Below are 19,626 nucleotides of genomic sequence, written 5' to 3'. Positions count from 1 at the left end.
TCGCTTTTTTAGCGCCGTTTAGCTTTCAACATATAATATATCGGAAGGCCGATTACTGCTATGCCGATTGAGAGAAGGCAGCTGAGGAAGTCTGTGAATAATGTACTGATCAAGACAAACAAAGAGCCCGCAATTGCTGCAATCGGGATGAACGGATAGAGCGGCACACTATATGCACGTTCTTTTCCTTTATTACGCTTCCGCAAGATGAAAACAGCATAAAAAGCGAGAACATAAAACATATAGATCGTGAAAATGCTGATTTCAGACAGCTTATCAGGATTGCTGACAAGCATGAAGATGATAGAAAGCACAAGCTGCAAAATGACTGCGACCCAAGGTGTATGCAAGGTAGGATGCACCTTTTTGAGCAGGTTGGAAAACGGCAGCTGACCGCGTTCAGCCATTGCGAATGGAATACGCGGGAATGTGAGGATCTTACCATTAAGACAGCCGAAAATGCTGACGATGATGCCCAAACTTACGATAATCTCACCGGCATCACCTAGCACAAGCTTAGCTGCTGTGCTAGCTGCATTTGTGTTCAGACTTACAATTTCTGCTGCAGGCAGGATATAAAGCATGGCAGCGTTGATAAACAGGTAACAAGCTGTCACGATCAGAATACCGCCGATCATCGCTCTTGGTAATGTCTTTTCCGGATTCTTCATTTCGCCGCCCATGGAAGCTAGCATGATCCAGCCATCATAAGCGAACAGTGTGGCTAATACGGCCGCGCCGAAGTTTATATCGGAAATGGCTTCCGGTACTGCACTGAAAAAGTCCGCATCGCCTTTCCAAAAACCGAAGATAACAATAAGCAGGATTGGGAGCAGCTTGCCGATTGTCGTAACAAGCTGTACAGCACCGCCGAGTTTTGTGCCTAATATGTTAATGATACAAAGGAACACGACACTTGCGATACCAACAGCCGCTGTCCATTTCGTATTCCAGCCGAACAAATTGACCATGAGAGTTCCGAAGTATAGTCCGAGAGCCCCGATGATGGCTGGTCCATAAAGAATCGTTTGCACCCAGCCGCATAAGAAGCCCCATAGTTCTCCATACGTTTCTTCTAAGTACGCGTACAAACCGCCAGTCTTTGGAATTTGTACACCTACTTCAGCAATGGTCAGACCGCCAGCGAGTGTCAGCAGTCCGCCGATTAACCAAGCGAGCATAGCAATTTCAGAACGGCCAGCATGACTCAGCACAGGGCCTGGCTTCATAAATACTCCAGAGCCGATGATGGTTCCTACTACGATGGATAAACCTAAAAATAGTCCGATTTCCTTCTTTAATGCTGTGTTCTCTGGTTGATTCATGATGTCACTCCTTATCGACGCAGCATACTGCATTCCTTTAGTGTAGTAATGAAGATATGTAGTTCATTATAGGAAATGTGCCTGCAAATAGAAACTAGAAAAAGTATTCTGACATGTAAGGGTTTTATCATAAGAGAAAGGAGCTTGCAGCAATCTGCAGCTCCTCAGGATAGTGTCTCCAAATAAAGAGTAGTTATGTGTTTGTTCAGCCTAGCGGCATTGCTTTGCGCTGGCGCTTTTCGAATGTTTGAATCTCAGTATAGCCGACCTGTTTGGCAAGCTCAATTGCCTGTTGGTATGCATAACCTACATGCTTTGGTGCGTGTGCATCGGAGTTTATCACGATGCCGACACCAGCATCATAGCATTTCTGCAATAGTACGGGATCGGGATATATTTCCCCGACTGGCTTCCGCAGACCAGCTGTGCTGATTTCAATACATGTGTCATTTTCTGAGAGCGCTTTGACAACTCGATCATATTCTCCTTCGACAAAGGCTTGATCGTCTGGTTTATAGCCGAAAATCTTAATCAGATCAATATGGCCGACAAAGCTGAATAACTTGGACTGAGCAAGTGTGATGATTTGATCATAATAATCACGGTACGCCTGCTTCAGATCCCGTTTTTCATATTCTTCTTTATAAATATCCAGATCGATTCCCCACTCACGAATCCAGTGGACGGATCCGATGACGTAGTCGAAAGGATGCTGATCGAGGAATTCTGCCATTTCGGCTTCCTTACCAGGTGTGTAATCCATCTCGATTCCCATTTTGACAGGAAGTTCAGCTTGTTTGATCTCTTTGAAAAAAGCGAGATAATCCTGAAAATGAAGTGTCCGCCGGTTTTCTACCCACGGGTTGGATAGGATTTTGTTTGTTTCTTGAAAGAAGTATGCATGCTCCGAAATCCCGAATTCCTCAATCCCTTTTTCTTTCGCCGCACTGAGATATTGGCGGATATAGTCCAAAGTAAACGAGCCAGTTTCTGCCATATGTACATGATAATCGGTCAACAAAACGTCCAACTCCTAACGGTTAAGTTAAAAATAGTGTGACATATTCTGCAGGATGTTCCAAGAGGAGATTTCACAACCTGCCCGAAAGCTGAACCTCTGAAATAATAAAAAAAGCTCCGCCTTTATAAGGAAGAGCTTTCCAGGGATATGGGATTAGAAGATAGAGTGCAAGTAACCGCCGATGCTGCTGATTAAAAGTGTTGCTGCGAGAATCGCATTGAAGTGACTATTTTTCATGGTATTCCGGTCCTTTCCGTAGATTGAATTGGTTTTTGTTTACCCGTTTCGTTGTGTTTATAACCTGATCTGATCTTGGAATAATCATAGCACGCAGGAATCTTGTACTTCTTCCTGATTCGGTAGAAAAATTGTGTAAAAAGTGTGGAAAAGAAAAATCGACTGCATGCTTGTCGCGATGCAGCCGATTTTGAGGTTCGTCTCATTAGTGGCTAATGAGGTATGTAGTATGTAGTGCTAACCCGTTGTAAGGTTGTCTCACTATTATAAAGGCTCATTTCAGAAAAATAAACAGGTAAATTAAGATATTCACAAACTTAGCAGCTGGTGGGACTATTTTCACGGCGAATCATTTGTTTGAAGACTTTCTTTCGGGTATAATCGTGGGGTAGCATTTTTTCGGATGAACAGCTTTTTTCTCATAGCTTCGTCCATTACAAACGAACGTAAGCACAGCCTATGCAGCTGTGCTTTTTCTACAAGTGCAAGATTACATATTTAAATGGGGTGTCACGATTCATGAACAATGCTCGACAATTGACGGAAGGAGCTATGCTTGCGGGGATTTATCTGGTGCTGCTGCTTATCGCAACTTTTGCACCAGTGATCAGTATCCTGGCGACGTTCGCCATGCCAGTACCGATCATCCTCTATTGGATCCGCCATGGTTTCAAGCCAGGTATCTACTTTGCTATCGCCATTCTGCTTCTTTCCTTCATAGGGACACTTGCCGGGTTTCTCATTACGATTTCAGTTGTGATTGGAGCGGCAGCGACGGGTTATTCCCTTCATCACAAGCAATCGACTTATGAAGCTCTATTAAAAGGAACTGCAGGGTATGCCCTAGGATTCACTATATTCCTGGCAGGTACGCAATTTGTATCAGGAATAAACATCATTGACGAAGTTCAAACAAGCTATCAGGCTACGATCCAATCGGTTCAGTCTGAGATGGATACGGTCGGGGTGACAGTAACAGATGCCCAGTGGGAACAGGTCAATGCTATGTTTGATTATATCATGGTGCTGATTCCGACAATGATTGCTGCCGGCTCCCTGCTGTATGCTTTCATCACGCAATGGCTGGCTCAAAAGATCCATAATCGTCAGAGCAAAGATCGGATCCTTTATCCGCCATTCCGCCGATTCAACCTGCCGGTCATCGTATTATTCATCTATTTCATCGGTTCATTCGCCCGCTGGTTCGATATGGATCCAAATGGATGGCTCTATCCGATTGTCGCCAATGTCACGGAGCTTGCCGGAATCCTTCTCGTGCTGCAAGGATTCTCGTTCTTCTTCTATTATGCCCACCACCGGAATCTGCCGAAAGTCCTGCCGATTCTCGCGGTCGTACTATCGGTCCTTTTCGGGACAGTACTGCTGTATCTTGTGCGTATTTTGGGTATAATTGATGTAGGATTCAGGCTGCGGGAGCGGATGAGCAGCAAAAAGTAGCATGGTCGCGGAATTTAGGTTTAGGAGCTGACATATATGCCAGAGATATTTAAGAAACCAGCATTGAGTAAGCATTTGATCGTGACATATGTACTTGCTGTCATCCTGCTTGTTTGTGTATGGTTTTATGAATGGAAGCTTGGGCTGCCGCTGACAGTGTTCCTGGCTCTGTCTTTTTTCTACAGTATACTGACGGAACAGCGAATGCAGGACCAGACGGAGGAGTACATTTCGACAATGTCCCACCGTGTCAAGAAGGTCGGCGAGGAAGCACTTTTGGAGATGCCGATCGGAATCGTACTGTACAGCGAGAATTACCAGATTGAATGGACGACGCCTTATATGAACAGGTTTGCGGAGGATACACTAGTGGGTGCCCCGCTGGATGATTTATCTGATGCGCTGATACCAGCAATCAAGGACGAAAAAAACGAGGTTTGGATTACGCTTGATGATTATGATTTCCTGACAGTGATCAAAAAGGAAGAGCGGCTTCTGTATTTATTCGATCGGACGAAGCAGCTGGAAATCCAGAACTTATATAATGAAGAACAGACCGTTCTAGCTATCATTTTTCTTGATAACTATGAAGAGATGACCCAGAATCTGGATGACACAGCGAAAAGTCAGATCAATTCCCGTGTGACAGCTCAATTGAATGAGTGGTCACGTCAAAAAGGTCTTTACTTAAAGCGTACATCTCAGGAACGATTCCTGGCAGTACTCAATCAGCGCATTTTGAGGGAACTGGAAAAGACGAAATTTGAGATTCTCGATGAAATTCGCGGCTTGATAACAGATCAGAATATACCGATCACCCTTAGTATAGGTGTCGGGGCTGGCGGACAGACATTACCTGAGCTTGGGGAACTTGCACAATCAAGCTTGGATTTGGCGTTGGGACGCGGCGGAGACCAGGTTGCCATCAAAGGAGAAGCCGGCAAGGTGCGCTTCTATGGCGGCAAAACGAATCCGATGGAAAAACGGACCAGGGTTCGGGCACGTGTTATATCTCATGCGCTGAAGGAATTGGTCAAGCAGAGTGAGCAGGTGCTCATCATGGGGCATAAAGCGCCGGATATGGATTCAATCGGAGCTGCCATCGGAATCTTGAAAATTGCAGAAGCAAATGATATTGTCGGGCATATTGTCCTTGACAAGCAGGATATTACAGGCGTTTCTAAGCTGATGTCAGCCATTCAAAAGGATGAAGAGCTTTGGGAACAATTCATCAGTCCAGAAGAAGCGCTCGATCGTGTAACGAAGAACACACTTGTTGTCGTTGTCGATACGCACAAGCCTGTAATGGTAGCTGATGATAGACTGCTCAGCAAAACGGAACATGTTGTGGTGATCGACCACCATCGCCGGGCAGAGGAATTCATTGAAAAGCCGACGCTCGTCTATATGGAGCCATATGCATCCTCGACAGCAGAGCTTGTGACAGAGCTATTGGACTATCAGCCTAAGAAGCTGCGATTGTCCACCTTGGAAGCAAGTGCCTTGCTCGCGGGAATTATTGTCGATACGAAAAGCTTCACGCTTCGTACCGGGTCAAGAACATTCGATGCGGCATCCTATTTACGCTCCAAAGGCGCTGATACCGTCCTTGTCCAGCGTTTCATGAAAGAGGACTTGGATACGTATGTCAAACGTGCGCACTTAATTGAGAATACGGAGCTCTACCGGGAAGGCATCGCAATTTCTGCAGGTGAAAAAGGGCAGGTATTCGGGCCGGTTGTCATTGCTCAGGCAGCAGATACATTGCTGACGATGGATGGTGTGAGTGCCAGCTTTGTCATTTCCGAGCGGGAAGATGGCCGTATTGGTATCAGCGCCAGATCCCTTGGACAAGTGAATGTTCAAGTGATCATGGAGAGGATGAATGGCGGCGGACATTTGACAAATGCTGCTACACAGATTGCTGACACAACAGTAGAAGCAGCGAAGGAAGAGCTGCAGCTGATCATAGATGAATATGTTGAAGGGAGAAAAGAAGAATGAAAGTAATCTTTACAGAAGACGTAAAAGGTAAAGGGAAAAAAGGACAAGTAAAAGAAGTGCCAGATGGTTATGCACGTAATTACTTGCTTAAAAATAACTTGGCTGTACCAGCTACAAAAGGAAATGTGAAAGTACAGGAAGCAAAAGACAATAAACAGCATCAGCTTGAACTCCAGGAAGTGGAGGATGCGAAAAAATTGCGTGAAACGCTTGCCAACCTAACAGTAGAAGTAAAAGCGAAATCCGGAGAAGGCGGCCGTCTATTCGGATCTATCACAAGCAAACAAATCGCTGATGAGCTGAAAAAAGCTCATAAAATCAAATTGGACAAACGGAAGATCGAACTGAACGAACCGATTCGGGCTCTTGGTTATCGTGACTTGGATGTGAAGCTGCATCCGGAAGTAACAGGTAAAGTGAAAGTCCATATCAGCGAGCAATAATATTTTTTCCAACAAAATACTAGCAGTTTTCCATCCCCCTTTTTACACAAAAGGGGGATATTTCGGTACAATGGTAGCAGTATGCCAGAAATGGGGGAATCATGATGGAAGAAGTCTGGAATGATCGGACCCCTCCACATAATATAGAAGCAGAGCAAGCTGTAATTGGTGCTATTTTCCTGGAACCGGAGGCTTTATCGAGAGCATCGGAACAGGTTGTAGCGGACGATTTCTACCGAGCAAGCCACCAGCGTATCTTTGATGCGATGATGCGCCTATCCGATAGGGGAGAACCAGTTGACCTGGTAACCGTCACCACTGCACTTGCTAATGCAAAATTGTTGGAGGAGGTCGGTGGCGTTTCGTATTTGAGCGATCTTGCTAACGCCGTTCCAACTGCAGCAAATATTGAATATTACAGCAAAATCGTAGCTGAAAAGGCGCTGCTGCGCCGACTTATACGTTCTGCCACGGATATTGTCACATCAAGCTTCGCTAAAGAAGATGCTGTCGAGGATGTTCTCAACGAAGCAGAGAAATCGATTATGGAAGTATCCGGCCGTAAAAATTCCGGAGCTTTTCAGAACATAAAGGACGTTTTGATCGAAGTATACGATAATATCGAGAAATTACATCATCAAAACGCTTCTATTACAGGTATTCCGACTGGTTACCGTGACTTAGATAAAATGACCTCCGGATTCCAGCGTAATGATTTGATCATCATTGCTGCCCGTCCTTCTGTAGGTAAGACAGCATTTGCCTTGAACATTGCACAAAATGTATCGATACATGCAGGGGAAAATGTAGCTATCTTCAGCTTGGAGATGGGTGCATCACAGCTTGTATCACGTATGCTCTGTGCAGAGGGGAATATCGATGCACAGCGTCTGCGGACAGGAAGTCTGCAAGCGGAAGACTGGGCCAAACTCACGATGGCAATGGGGAGCCTGTCTAATGCAGGGGTTTATATCGATGATACGCCTGGTATCCGTGTAAGTGATATCAGGTCCAAATGCCGTCGTCTGAAGCAGGAAGGCGGATTGGGGATGATCCTGATTGATTACTTGCAGCTCATCATGGGTTCAAGTTCTGGAAAAGGAGAAAACCGTCAGCAGGAAGTATCGGAAATCTCCCGTTCCTTAAAAGCTCTAGCCCGTGAGCTGGAAGTGCCAGTAATCGCTCTATCACAGCTTTCTCGTGGAGTAGAGCAGCGACAGGACAAACGTCCGATGATGTCCGACTTGCGTGAATCAGGAAGTATCGAGCAGGATGCCGATATCGTCGGCTTCTTGTATCGTGATGATTATTACGACAAAGAATCGGAGAAACAGAATATCATTGAGATCATTCTGGCTAAGCAGCGTAACGGCCCGGTAGGAACAGTCGAGCTGGCGTTTGTGAAAGAGTATAATAAATTCGTAGATTTGGATCATAGATATTCGGAAAGCGATGTTCCACCGGCATGATTACTGCACCCTATCAATCGATAGGGTGTTTTTTAACGAACAAATATAGGTCTTAGTCAGTAAATGTTCGGTTGTATCATTGACATGTGTTTTGGGGATTGATACACTTTAGAGGTGTTAAAAATAGTTTATTTGGCGGAGGTGCCACACAGATGTCCTCAGTAGTAGTAGTAGGAACCCAATGGGGAGATGAAGGGAAAGGGAAGATCACTGACTTCCTTTCACAAAATGCCGAGGTTGTTGCTCGTTATCAAGGCGGGAACAATGCTGGCCACACAATTAAATTCGATAATGTCACATATAAGCTTCACTTGATTCCATCGGGAATTTTCTTCCCGGAAAAGAAATGCGTATTAGGCAACGGTATGGTAATTGATCCAAAGGCGTTGCTAGATGAATTGAAATATTTGCACGAGCGCAATGTCAGCACAGATAATCTTGTTATTTCCAACCGTGCACATGTCATTCTTCCGTATCATCTGAAATTGGATGAGCTTCAGGAAGAAGCAAAAGGCGTTAATAAAATCGGTACAACTAAAAAAGGTATCGGTCCTGCTTACATGGATAAAGCAGCCCGCATGGGTATCCGAATTGCAGATTTGCTGGACAAAGATGCTTTCCGTGAAAAGCTGGAACAGAACTTGGACGAAAAGAACCGCCTGTTCGAGAAAGTTTATGAAAGCAAAGCCTTCACAGTAGAAGAAATCCTTGATGAGTACTATGAATATGGGCAGCAAATCGCGAAGTATGTAACAGATACATCCGTTGAGCTGAACAATGCATTGGATCAAGGCCGCCGCGTACTGTTTGAAGGTGCACAGGGTGTCATGCTTGATATCGACCAAGGTACTTATCCGTTCGTTACAAGCTCCAACCCGATTGCAGGCGGAGTTACGATCGGTTCCGGTGTAGGACCAACGAAGATCAATCACGTTGTTGGTGTTTCCAAGGCATACACAACTCGTGTCGGTGATGGTCCGTTTCCTACAGAATTGCATGATGAGATCGGTGATCAGATCCGTGAAGTCGGTCGTGAATACGGTACAACAACAGGCCGTCCGCGCCGTGTGGGCTGGTTCGATAGCGTAGTTGTCCGTCATGCGCAGCGCGTGAGCGGTATTACAGATCTTTCTTTGAACTCGATCGATGTACTGACAGGGATCGAAACCTTGAAAATCTGTGTTGCTTATCGTTACAAAGGCGAAGTCATGGAGCATTTCCCAGCAAGCCTGAAAGAATTGGCGCAATGTGAGCCAGTTTATGAAGAGCTGCCAGGCTGGACAGAAGATATTACAGGTGTTCGCAACTTGAGCGAGCTTCCAGCGAATGCGCGCCACTATCTTGAGCGTATTTCCCAGCTTACAGGTATTCCACTAAGCATCTTCTCTGTAGGCCCAGATCGTACACAAACAAATGAAGTAAGAAGTGTATACAGCCAATAAGTTGAAAAATCGTCCATACGGGCGATTTTTCTTTTTTCTTCCAAAAACTGCCGAATCGACCCCTTGCAAAGACATTTGACCGAAATTGCTGTAAAATAGGAAGGGTATGCAAACACTGAACTAGTAATAAAAGATAATACAATTCAGATAAAAAACACTGGAAAGCGTGGGAATACGATGAACCATAAGATCTTAGTGGTGGACGACGAAAAACCAATCGCTGATATATTGAAATTCAACTTAGAGAAGGAAGGATACGAGGTGATCTGTGCATATGACGGTGATGAAGCTGTCGAATTAGTGCAGCAAGAGAACCCGGATTTGATCCTTTTGGATATTATGCTGCCGAACAAAGATGGCAATGAAGTTTGCCGTGAAGTGCGGAAGACACATAATATGCCGATCATCATGCTGACTGCAAAAGATGCAGAGATTGATAAGGTACTCGGTCTTGAGCTTGGTGCTGATGATTATGTCACAAAACCTTTCAGCAACCGGGAAGTGATTGCCCGTGTTAAAGCGAATTTACGCAGACAGGCTCAAATTCCAGAGGATGACAGCAAAGAAAACAAAGATATCGAAATCGGTAAGCTTGTCATTCATCCGGAAGCCTATACCGTTACAAATGATGGCGTACAGGTAGAACTGACGCATCGTGAATTTGAATTGCTGCATTACCTTGCCCGTCACAGCGGACAAGTCATGACACGTGAACATTTGCTGGAGACAGTATGGGGATATGACTATTTCGGAGATGTCCGCACAGTGGACGTAACTGTCCGCCGTCTCCGGGAGAAAATCGAAGACAATCCGAGCAGTCCGCTCTGGATCATTACACGCAGGGGTGTAGGTTATTATCTTCGCAGCCCTGAACAGGAGTAACATCTATGAATAAAATAGGCTTTTTCCGTTCTGTGAGCCTAAAACTGGTTGTCGTTTACATTTTGCTGCTGATCATCGCTCTTTTGTTGATCGGCGTCTTTTTTACCAACAGCTTGGAAAACCAGCTGATAAGAAATACGCGTGATTCTCTTGATTCCAATATGCAATGGCTGGAGCAATCATTAGCTCAGGAATTTGAAGAAGAACGTTCCCCGACCGATCCTACATTAGAGGAAGATATCGCGGATTTACTGAAGACTTATTCAGAGGGCGGAGAGACAAAAATACAGGTAATTGATATACAGAGGCAGCTTGTCGGGACAAGTGAGCTTGGTGATCAGACTTCAATCGGTTCCAGGGTGACAGACAATAATATCGTTCAAGCGATCACGAATAATGGTTTTGCACCTGCATCGGAGACAAAGCTTAACATCGTTATAGATAAAGCCACAGGTGATCGCACGCTGAAATCGTATTACAACATCGAAGGAACAGATAGTAATGGCGAGAGTGAACTGCTTGGCTTGATTTATGTTCGTACGTCGATTGAAGATGTATATAGTCAGCTGAAAAGCACGAACCTTATCTTCTTGCGCGCCACATTTATCGCACTTATCTTTGCAGCTATCCTAGGGGTACTCATTGCCCGGGCAATAACGAAACCAATCAAGGAAATGCAAAAGCAGGCCCGTGTTATGGCAACAGGGGACTTCTCCAAACGAGTGAATGTCTATGGAGAGGATGAAATTGGGCAGCTGGCCCGTACTTTCAATCACATGAATGATGAACTCCGGCAAGCGCATATGCGGACTGAGGGAGAACGCCGCAAGCTTAGTTCTGTCCTTTCTCATATGTCAGATGGTGTCATCGCGACCGACAGGAATGGAGCTATCACGCTAATGAATGCTCCAGCAGAGAGTCTGATTGGACGAAGTGCTGACGAAGTACGCGGTCAATTCCTGATTGAAGTATTGAATCTGAATGAAAAGATAGTCGATATAACAGAGATTCAGGAAACAGGATCAATCATCATTGATATGAGTGATGATGACCAGTATTTGCTGCTGCGATGCAACTTCTCGATCGTGCAGGATGAATACGAGCAAATCAGCGGGTTCATCACTGTAATCAGTGATGTTACCGAACAGGAACAAATTGATCAAGAACGCCGGGAGTTTGTTTCAAACGTATCTCACGAGCTCCGGACTCCGCTGACAACCATGAGGAGTTATTTGGAGGCACTGACAGATGGTGCATGGAAGGATGAATCAATCGCGCCGCATTTCCTTGACGTGACCCAGCAGGAAACGGATCGGATGATCCGGCTTGTCAATGATCTGCTGCAGCTCTCCCGTATGGATAGCAGCAACTACACGATGGAGTGGGATCGAATTAATTTTGTTGACTTCTTCCATCACGTAATTGACCGTTTTGAAATGAACAAGCGCGATGATATCCATTTCGAACGCTATTTGCCGAAGGAAGAAGCGCTCGTCACGATTGATAAAGATAAAGTAATGCAAGTTTTGGATAACGTGATTAGTAATGCGATCAAATATTCTCCCGATGGCGGTACCATCCGTTTCCGCCTTCGTAAAGACAGCCAGAAGCTATTAGTCAGCATTTCCGATGAGGGTATGGGTATCGCATATGAAAAACTAGATAAGATATTCGAACGATTTTACCGGACGGACAAAGCTCGTACACGTAAATTGGGTGGAACGGGTCTTGGCCTTGCAATTGCGAAAGACCTTGTCGAAGCGCATCATGGTGTCATTTGGGCAGAGAGCAAGGAAGGAAGAGGCACGACCGTGCTCTTCACCATTCCGATAAACCGGAAAAGGGGTGAGGTGCGATGAAGATGGAAACTTTCAATACGATTCTTCTAATCATACTTGTGGCATTAAGTTTGGTCCTGACAGCCTATGTATGGACATTTCAGCCTAACAGTTTGAAATCAGATTCAATCGGCACTGAAGAACCTAAAACATTGGACGGGACAGAAAAACAGCTGGCTGATGTGGTTCGGCCCACGCATACGTATGTGCATAACGGTGGCAGTCACTTTGTTTTTACTTCTAAGGATGAAGAGCAGGTCTTCGTGAATGGCTTGGCTGACTGGACACTTACGAATACCAAATCAGGAAGCGTAACGGAACTGCCCCAGACGAGTATAGAACTTGTTTATCCGGTGACTGTTGCCTATTCCCAGCTGAATGCTCTCTTCCAGGTTGAAGGAGCAGAGAACGTAACAAATAGACTTGGTAACGGTGGCTTTACAAGACTGTACTTGGAACCGAGCGAAGATGGCAGGACGACAAAATTGACCTTTGTCAACGAACGGCAGGAAAACCCATTGGAGAGTGTCGTAACTGCTACTGCCACAAATAGTATCTATGATTTCATTCACGATGAGGATAAACTCAATGCTGCAGTTTCCTTATCAGATACAAATGAATGGAATAGAATTTATCTGCCGGAAACGGCTGATGTTAACGATAGTATTGTCCGCGGCGAGACGATTACCAGGAATGATTTCGCGGATGTTTATATGGAGGAAAAATCTGTACAAGGTACAGATCAATATACGGATAGCAACTTATTAGAAATGATCAAGTTCAGAAACAATGGTCAATTCGCTTCCTATCAATATAATTCAACCTCTTCCAGCGTAGGGACAACGAGCAGGACGGATCAGCTGCAATCTGCAATCAATGCCATCAATACGCATAAGGGATGGACGGATGATTATAATTTGTATGCTATAAGCGGAGAAAGCAACTTTACATTTCAGTTTCGGATGATAAGTAACGGCTATCCTGTTTTTCAGACAAATGATCTTTCTTTGATTTCTATCCGCATGCAGGATAATCTGCCCGAACCAGTAAGCTATGAGAGGACGCTCCTTAACATTGGTGTCGCCGGTGGTTCACAGAATGAATATCAGCTAACAGCTCAGCAGGTGATAGACTGGATCAATGAAAACAAGTATAGTCCGCGTGATATCCAGGATGCTATCATTGGGTATCGCTTGGAAGATAACGATGATTCTGCTATTTACAAATATCATCTGAAACCAAGCTGGTATGTGAAATACCAGGGAGAATGGTATGAGGTAGGAGACAGTGAGACAGGGGGAGAGAGCTGATGCAGTGGAATAAAATAAAGCTCATGTTCATTCTCGCCTTCCTTGTCTTAAACATTTATCTTATCTTTCAGCTGTTTCCGCAGGAAGAAACGGAACAGCTAGTACTGGAGACAGAAAGCCAGGATAAAGTTCTGTCCACTGTGACAGGGTATAGTGAGCTTTCTGATGAAGAAACGGAACCAAATCAGCAATATGAAGCTAAAAAGCTTCTTTTTACAGAAGATGAATTAGAAAAGATCCCATCAAAGGATCAAATGGACCTTGATATCAGCTCGCGTAATCAGCTTTTTGCGAAATTTAAGGAACCACAAGAATTGCCGATCGAGGTTCCGATTGATGAAGATAAAGAGCAGACAGCTGAAAAATTAAGCACCTTTGTCGATGATTATGTCCTGCACGGAAATGATTATACCTATTGGGGCAGGCAAGGGAATAAACTGCTATTTTTCCAGAAGACAAGTGAAGGACAAACTTATTTTAGTCCGGATAGTATGCTGCTTGTCACTATCAATGACGAGTACGACGTAACCGAATATACACAAACATATATCGAGGATTTTAAAAAGAGCGAGCATAACGGGGATCTAAAGCAGTATTCAGAGAAGCAGGCGGTTAAAGCACTGCAAAGTCAGCAGTATATTGAGGCCAATGACACAATTGAAGTGGAAAAAGGCTTCTATCCGACTATTGAGCTTTCTTCAAAGCCGAACTATGCACCTGCGTACAAAATAACAGTGAACAATACGAAGCATTACTTTTATTTGCTGCTGCCGGATTATCCATATGTGTACGCACCGACCGAGTCAGGTTTTCTAAGCAGTTTACAGCCAGAGACAGAAGAAACACAATAAGAGGTGAAACAGCATGACGTTAAGCTTTAGCGTACTTGCATCAGGCAGTTCTGGGAATGCGTTCTTTATCGGAACGGAAAAAGAGCGCATCCTGGTCGATGCTGGTCTGACAGGCAAGGAGCTGCAGCGTTTATTGGAGGAGGCAGGAATCGATCCGGCGACACTGACGAAAATCCTAGTCACACATGAGCATAGTGACCATATAAAGGGATTAGGTGTGGCGGCAAGGAAATTCGATCTGCCGATCTATGCAAACGAAAAGACATGGAAAGCGATGGAGAACAGCATCGGGAAAATACCTTTGGATCATAAATTCATTTTTGACATGGAAGAGACGAAAACATTTGGAGATCTGGATGTGCAGTCCTTCGGTGTATCCCATGATGCGGCAGAGCCGATGTTTTATGCTTTCCATCACGAAGGTAAAAAGGTAGCGTTAGTGACAGATACTGGTTATGTATCCGATCGAGTGAAGAAAATCGTCGAGAAAGCAGATGCTTATATTTTTGAAGCAAACCATGATGTAAGTATGCTGCAAATGGGCGCCTATCCGTGGAATGTGAAACGAAGGATACTTGGTGACCTTGGTCACGTATCCAATGAAGACAGTGCGCTTGCTCTTACAGACTTGATTGATAACAATACGAAACGCATTTATCTTGCACATCTGAGCCGCGATAACAATATGAAGGACCTTGCACGGCTTGCAGTAGGAAATATCCTGCAGGAGCGAGGCTTTGATTTGAATAAACACATTGAGTTGCATGATACTGATCCAAAAACACCGACACCGATTTTCCAGATAGTTTAAATTTCCGAAATCGTGGAAAGATAGCTATATCGAAAAGAATTGGAACGGAGGCTAATATGGACTACTTTGATGATCACCACAAGGAACCGGAAAAACCGAAGCGCACAAGCTGGCTGCTGCCGGCTATATTGGGCGGTATCATCGGAGCTGGTATCGTATTGCTTGTTGCTTATGGCCTTGATCGAGACAGTCTGACGCCGAACGATCAATCACAGTCACAGCAAGGAGAAGCAACACAGCTCGCATCAGATTCGAATCAGAACCCCAATTTACAAAATGTCAGCGTGGATGTGCAATCAGGTATTACAGATATTGTTGATAAAACAGCACCAGCAGTCGTCGGTGTCGTGAATCTGCAGCAGGGTGATGCGCTTTTCTCACAGGAGGAGAGTACTGCAGGAAGCGGCTCTGGCGTCATTTATAAAAAAGAAGGCGATAAAGCCTATGTGGTGACCAATCATCATGTTGTCGAAGGTGCAACGGATGTAGATGTTATTCTCCATAACGGGGTGGAAGTTTCCGCAAAGCTGCTAGGCAGTGACGTTTTCACGGATTTGGCAGTCTTGGAAATGGATGCTTCCCGAGTGGAGCAAGTGATTGAGATTGGTACTTCTTCTACTGTCAAAACAGGTGAGCCTGTAATTGCAATCGGAGATCCGCTAGGCTTCTCGGGATCAGTTACACAAGGCATCATCAGCGGAGTCAATCGTACCGTTCCCCAGGATTTTAATGGGGATGGCAGAGCAGATTGGCAGGCAGATGTTATGCAGACAGACGCAGCAATCAACCCTGGTAACAGCGGTGGCGCCCTTATCAATATGGCGGGGCAGCTGATTGGTATCAATTCGATGAAAATCGCTGAATCCTCTGTGGAAGGAATCGGATTTGCTATTCCGGTCGATAGTGCAGTACCTATCATGGAACAGCTTGAACAGAATGGGCAAGTGGAGCGCCCCTACTTAGGAGTAGAAGCATATTCATTGAATGAAATACCGGCATCGGAACGGACAGAACATCTCGGTTTGCCGGATGACATGGAAAATGGTGTCTACATTTGGAGTCTTGAAGCCCTATCTCCTGCGGGAAAAGCAGGATTGCAGGAGCTGGATGTCATCACAGAGCTTGATGGTCAGCCAATTGATGATATGACATCTTTACGGAAGCATCTTTATGAGGATAAAAAAATCGGAGATCAAATGAAAGTAACGTATTATCGAGATGGTGAGAAAAACGAAACGACCGTCACATTAAGTGAACAGCAATGAGGCAGCCAATTTGGCTGCCTTTTTAGTTATGCACATCCTGTGGATGTACATGAGGATAACATACTCTATTTTGTAGCGAACAAATATTCTTATTACTAAATAAAGAATTCACCATGTGTATATGTGGATAAGTTTGTTGATAAGTTGTTCATAGACTGTGGAATGCTGTGTATAAAAGGGTTATGCACAAGTTATGCACAACTAAAGTGGATAAACCAGTGTAAGCGACTACATATTTTTTATTGAGCTTAACCATTGTGGCTATAGGCTTTTTCTGCTATTATTAGCTAGTAAATTGACCATAATTCCAATTTGGTCATTCGGTCTATGTGGACAACTCGTGAAGTACAATTTGGGAGGAAAAGTTATGAACATGTTGAAAAAAGAATGGCTTCGCATATGGAAAGACCGGAAAATGCTCCTAGCCATTTGCGGTATTTTAGTTGTTCCGCTGCTTTACAGTACAATTTTTCTGGCAGCTAACTGGGATCCATATAACAAAACTGATAACTTAGCAGTTGCTGTCGTGAATAAAGATAAGGGCTCCACATTTGAAGGCAAAGATCTCCATGTTGGAGATGATTTTGTGGATAATCTGAAAGACAATGATACGTTCGACTGGCAGTTTGTTGATGAAGCAAAAGCGATGGATGGGCTGAAGGCAGAGGACTACTATATGGTTGTGAAAATTCCAGAGAATTTTTCCGCCAATGCAGCTACGTTGCTGGATGAAGAACCGAAACAGATGAATATTGATTACTATTCCAACCCAGGAAAGAACTATCCAGCCTCCAAAATAACAGACACTGCCATGCAGCAGCTGGAGAAAGAAGTGGCTGAACAAGTAACAGAGGAGTACGCTCATTCCGTCTTTGCCAGTCTTTCTGATGTAGCAGATGGACTTAAGAAGGCTAGCGATGGTTCCAAGGAACTTGCAGACGGTTCGAATGAAGTGAATGAAGGTGCGAAGAATTTAAGCAAAAACTTGGCAAGCCTTTCAGCAAGCACAGCGACGTATACAGAAAAGGTCGGTGAAGCAGACCAAGGAATGCAGAAATTGGATCAAGGTATTCAAAGTCTAGCATCACAGTATCCTGACCTTGATGAAGGAATCACCCAAGTCAATGAGGGCTTGCAGACTTTGAATGGCAAGAGCGGAGAACTGTCCAGTGGTTCGGATAAATTGGTCTCTGCTACAGATGATTTAACAAGCGGTCTTGGAAAACTGCAGCAAGCAACAGATCAGTTGGCTGGTAAGTTCCCGGAACTGAATAACGGAATTGCTTCAGCGAATGAGCAAGCACAAGCAGTCAAAGATGACTTGGAAAATGCTCAGTCGGGATTGTCTGATTTGATGGTATTGGCAGAGCAGCTGCAAGAATCTCAGCAGCAAGTGGAAAGTCAGCAAGCTGACCAGCTGCAGAAGATTGAGGATACAATAGCAAGCAGCAGTCTGTCGGATGAGCAGAAAGAAGAACTCCAAAACCAGATTCAACAGATTGGCGGATCTTCACCTGATATTCAGCTGCCGGATATCGATCCTGAAGCGATCAAGCAGCAGCTGACAGAAGTGACTACGCAGCTAGATAGAATCAACGAACTGGCTGAGGGGGCACAGCAGACACAAACAGCATTGAACGGTATCAATGATGCAACTGGTAAACTATTAGCTGGTGCAACGGCTATTCAATCTGGCCAAACAGACTTGAATGATGGAATCCATGCATATACGGATGGTGTCAGTCAGTTGGCTGATGGATCTCCTGCACTAGTTTCAGGTTCTCAATCTGTTAACGACGGATTGAATCAGCTGCAATCAGGCAGCACGCAGCTAACCGCAGGACTGGATCAATTGAACGCGAATGGTCCGCAGTTGTCTGATGGAGCGCAGCAGCTGACAGAAGGTTCTCAAACTCTATCCGATGGTACACAAAGCGTGACAAATGGAAGTAATGAGCTGTATGGAGAGCTGGCTAAAGGTGCAGAAGACGCGAATATCAGTACAACTGATAAAACGGATACGATGTTTGCTAGTCCGACGGAAGTCAAGGATGAAAAGTTGAGTAATGTGCATACCTATGGAGAAGGGCTCGCGCCATACATCCTTTCCTTAGGATTATTTGTTGGAGCACTTGTATTCACGAATATCTTCCCGCTCCGTGATCCAGCAAGTAAACCGACATCTGGTTTTGCTTGGTTCCTGAGCAAATTCAGTATTGTACTGTTTGTCAGTGTGCTTCAATCTATATTCGCAGTGATTATGCTTGTCCATGTGGTTCACCTGCAGGTGCATAGTGAATGGCGGCTGCTTCTATTCGCCATCCTATTCAGCATCACAAGCTTCCTGCTTATTCAGCTGCTCACAGTTGCATTAGATAATGTGGGTCGCTTCTTAGGTATCATTGTATTGCTGATTCAAATAGGTGCAGGCGCAGGAACTTATCCGGTAGCATTGCTTCCGGAGTTCTTCCAAGTTGTTCATAAGTTCGTGCCGATGACATATGCAATCAATGGATTCCGGGAGATTATTTCTATCGGGGATGACTGGGGCTATCTATGGCGACAAGCAGGTTACCTGAGCATCTTTTCTGTGATATTCTTAGCTTTGACAATTCTCGTATATATAGTGCAGAATCGTAAATTCAAAAAGACTAATGATGAAGAGTCTGCAGTTTCTATGTAAATGAAAAAGGGGTAGAGAACAATGATTACAGATAAAAAAGAACGAGTCATCGAAGCAGCAGCATTGTCTTTTAGTCAATTTGGTTTCAAAGCAACGACGATGGCTTCTGTTGCGAAAATAGCCAAAGTAGCAAAGGGCACAATCTATACGTTCTTTGATAGCAAAGAGTCATTGTTCTCCACCATCCTAGAACGGACAATGAAGCAGTTGCGACAAGCAGCTGATACAGCGATACAGGAAGAAGCAGCTTTTCATGAAAATATTCAAGCAATGCTGGATGCAATTCTCGGGTTCCGGGAAAATCACCAGCTGCTGATCAAGATGGGACAGGAAGCGAAGGAATTGGGTACAGCAGAAGTATTAGAGATTCTTACCCAAGTAGAGCGACAGATTCTAGATTATATCAAGTCAGTTATCATGAAAGAGAAGGCGAAAGGTATTGTTACCAAACATGATCCTGAGCTGCTTGCATTTCTAGTTTATAAAACGTATATTGCGCTCCTTTCCGATTGGGAACGGCAGCATGACCCGCTGCCAAAGGAAACAATCTCAGAAGTCATTAGAGCTCAAATTCATTGAAAAAACCG

15 protein-coding genes are annotated in these 19,626 nt (G+C 44.6%); 13 read left to right on the top strand and 2 right to left on the bottom strand.

The features are described 5' to 3' along the window. Positions 1-8: 8 nt before the first annotated feature. Together CHH91_RS03595 and CHH91_RS03590 are read right to left on the bottom strand one after the other, a co-directional pair. The gene (locus tag CHH91_RS03595) at positions 9-1,325 is read right to left on the bottom strand and encodes an APC family permease (RefSeq protein WP_095222034.1); all 1,317 of its coding nucleotides are present in this window, start codon (positions 1,323-1,325) and stop codon (positions 9-11) included. Positions 1,326-1,530: 205 nt separating this feature from the next. Further along, positions 1,531-2,346, bottom strand: coding sequence for a histidinol-phosphatase HisJ family protein (locus tag CHH91_RS03590; RefSeq protein WP_095222032.1), 816 nt, complete (start codon positions 2,344-2,346; stop codon positions 1,531-1,533). Positions 2,347-3,102: 756 nt separating this feature from the next. Between CHH91_RS03590 and CHH91_RS03585 the strand changes: the two genes are divergently transcribed. The 13 genes from CHH91_RS03585 (at position 3,103) to CHH91_RS03525 (ending at position 19,618) form a co-directional block, all read left to right on the top strand. Beyond that, positions 3,103-4,041, top strand: coding sequence for a YybS family protein (locus CHH91_RS03585; RefSeq protein WP_176465655.1), 939 nt, complete (start codon positions 3,103-3,105; stop codon positions 4,039-4,041). A 36-nt stretch (positions 4,042-4,077) separates the two neighbouring features. Further along, the gene (locus CHH91_RS03580; RefSeq protein ID WP_095222029.1) at positions 4,078-6,045 is read left to right on the top strand and encodes a DHH family phosphoesterase; all 1,968 of its coding nucleotides are present in this window, start codon (positions 4,078-4,080) and stop codon (positions 6,043-6,045) included. Then, the gene (gene rplI / locus CHH91_RS03575; protein ID WP_095222027.1) at positions 6,042-6,488 is read left to right on the top strand and encodes a 50S ribosomal protein L9; all 447 of its coding nucleotides are present in this window, start codon (positions 6,042-6,044) and stop codon (positions 6,486-6,488) included. Before CHH91_RS03580 ends, rplI begins: the two co-directional genes overlap by 4 nt. A 104-nt stretch (positions 6,489-6,592) precedes the next feature. Then, complete coding sequence (gene dnaB / locus CHH91_RS03570) at positions 6,593-7,957, top strand: replicative DNA helicase (protein ID WP_095222025.1); 1,365 nt, start codon at positions 6,593-6,595, stop codon at positions 7,955-7,957. A 152-nt stretch (positions 7,958-8,109) separates the two neighbouring features. Then, a complete protein-coding gene (locus tag CHH91_RS03565; protein ID WP_095222023.1) occupies positions 8,110-9,399 on the top strand; it encodes an adenylosuccinate synthase in 1,290 nt (429 codons plus the stop codon). Positions 9,400-9,576: 177 nt separating this feature from the next. Beyond that, complete coding sequence (gene yycF / locus CHH91_RS03560; protein ID WP_095219677.1) at positions 9,577-10,281, top strand: response regulator YycF; 705 nt, start codon at positions 9,577-9,579, stop codon at positions 10,279-10,281. A 5-nt stretch (positions 10,282-10,286) separates the two neighbouring features. Further along, on the top strand, positions 10,287-12,140 hold the full coding sequence (gene walK, locus CHH91_RS03555; protein WP_095222021.1) for a cell wall metabolism sensor histidine kinase WalK: 1,854 nt from the start codon (positions 10,287-10,289) through the stop codon (positions 12,138-12,140). Beyond that, positions 12,137-13,429 carry a YycH family regulatory protein gene (locus tag CHH91_RS03550; RefSeq protein ID WP_095222020.1) on the top strand — a complete coding sequence of 431 codons (1,293 nt, stop codon included), beginning with the start codon at positions 12,137-12,139 and terminating at the stop codon, positions 13,427-13,429. Before walK ends, CHH91_RS03550 begins: the two co-directional genes overlap by 4 nt. Further along, the gene (locus tag CHH91_RS03545; protein WP_095222018.1) at positions 13,429-14,280 is read left to right on the top strand and encodes a two-component system regulatory protein YycI; all 852 of its coding nucleotides are present in this window, start codon (positions 13,429-13,431) and stop codon (positions 14,278-14,280) included. Before CHH91_RS03550 ends, CHH91_RS03545 begins: the two co-directional genes overlap by 1 nt. A 13-nt stretch (positions 14,281-14,293) precedes the next feature. Continuing rightward, entirely contained in the window at positions 14,294-15,091 is a 798-nt protein-coding gene (locus tag CHH91_RS03540; RefSeq protein WP_095222017.1) for an MBL fold metallo-hydrolase, read from the top strand. 56 nt (positions 15,092-15,147) lie between these two features. Beyond that, entirely contained in the window at positions 15,148-16,356 is a 1,209-nt protein-coding gene (locus tag CHH91_RS03535) for a S1C family serine protease (protein WP_095222016.1), read from the top strand. Between the two features lie 367 nt (positions 16,357-16,723). After that, entirely contained in the window at positions 16,724-19,039 is a 2,316-nt protein-coding gene (locus CHH91_RS03530) for a YhgE/Pip domain-containing protein (RefSeq protein WP_095222015.1), read from the top strand. Positions 19,040-19,060: 21 nt separating this feature from the next. After that, positions 19,061-19,618, top strand: a complete 558-nt coding sequence (locus CHH91_RS03525; RefSeq protein ID WP_095222014.1) for a TetR/AcrR family transcriptional regulator — start codon at positions 19,061-19,063, stop codon at positions 19,616-19,618. Positions 19,619-19,626: the final 8 nt, after the last annotated feature.

The organism is Virgibacillus sp. 7505 (assembly GCF_002272135.1).
GTDB lineage: Bacteria > Bacillota > Bacilli > Bacillales > Amphibacillaceae > Terribacillus.
Note: the sequence above shows the minus strand (reverse complement) of the source record. Positions and strands in the feature narration are given on the sequence as shown.